At 67.2% G+C, this 1,113-nt stretch carries 1 protein-coding gene; it reads left to right on the plus strand.

Features of this window, described 5'->3' with window-relative positions:
* The coding region (locus ACTWPT_RS60020) for an IS1634 family transposase (protein ID WP_443186483.1) at positions 1–1,103 on the plus strand (1,103 nt) is incomplete at its 5' end.
* Between the last annotated feature and the right edge of the window lie 10 nt (positions 1,104–1,113).

The following is a 1,113-nucleotide window of genomic DNA, read 5'->3' on the forward strand; positions in this document are numbered from 1 at the left end:
CGTATGCGACGGTGAAACGCCGACTTCCGCTGTATGCGGCAGAACGCTGGCGCACGGCCCTGGCCGAGGCGTGCGCGACGCACGCCCGCCTGGGACCGGCCTCGCTGGTGCTCTACGACGTCTCCACCCTGTATTTCGAGACCGACGCAGGCGACGGGTTCCGCGAGCCCGGCTTCTCCAAGGAACGCCGCCTGGACCCGCAGATCACGATCGGGCTGCTGACCGACGCCGGCGGGTTCCCGCTCATGGTGCAGGCCTTCGAGGGCAACAAGGCTGAGACGCACACCATGCTCCCGGTGATCCAGGCGTTCATGACCGCCCACCGGCTCACCGACGTCACCATCGTCGCCGACGCTGGAATGATCTCCGAGGCGAACAAGCGGGCGATCGAGGAGGCAGGCCTGTCGTTCATCCTCGGCATGCGCATCCCCGAGGTCCCCTACGTGGTCAAGCAGTGGCGGCGCGAACACCCCGACACCCAGATTCCCGACGGGCACGTCTTCACCCAGCCCTGGCCCGCCGCGGCTACGCAGTCCCGCCGGGACCAGATGATCTACTACCAGTACCGGGCCGACCGGGCCCGGCGCACCCTGCGCGGCATCGATGAGCAGGTCGCCAAGGCCGAACGCGCCGTCGACGGCCAAGCGCCGGTCAAGCGGAACAGGTTCATCCGGCTGGACGGCGCGCTCAAGAGCGTCAACCGGGACCTGGAGGCCAAAGCGCGGGAGTTAGCTGGGCTCAAGGGCTACATCACCAACCTGCCCGGCGTCACACCCGCGTTCGTGATCGAGGCCTACCACCGGCTGTTCGAGATCGAAAAGTCCTTCCGGATGAGCAAGCACGACCTGAAGGCCCGGCCGATCTACCACCACAAACGCGAATCCATCGACGCCCACCTGACGATCGTGTTCGCCGCCCTGGCCGTCAGCCGATGGATCGAACACCGAACCGGCTGGTCCATCAAGAAGTTCGTCCGCACCGCACGCCGCTACCGCACCGTCCACATCCGAGCCGGCCGCCACCACCTCACCGCAGCCGACCCCCTGCCCACCGACCTACGCGACGCGCTCAACCAGATCCACGGCCGGCAAGGTGCGCACTAAATTGAGCCAA

Source organism: Nonomuraea sp. 3N208 (assembly GCF_052245935.1).
GTDB lineage: Bacteria > Actinomycetota > Actinomycetes > Streptosporangiales > Streptosporangiaceae > Nonomuraea.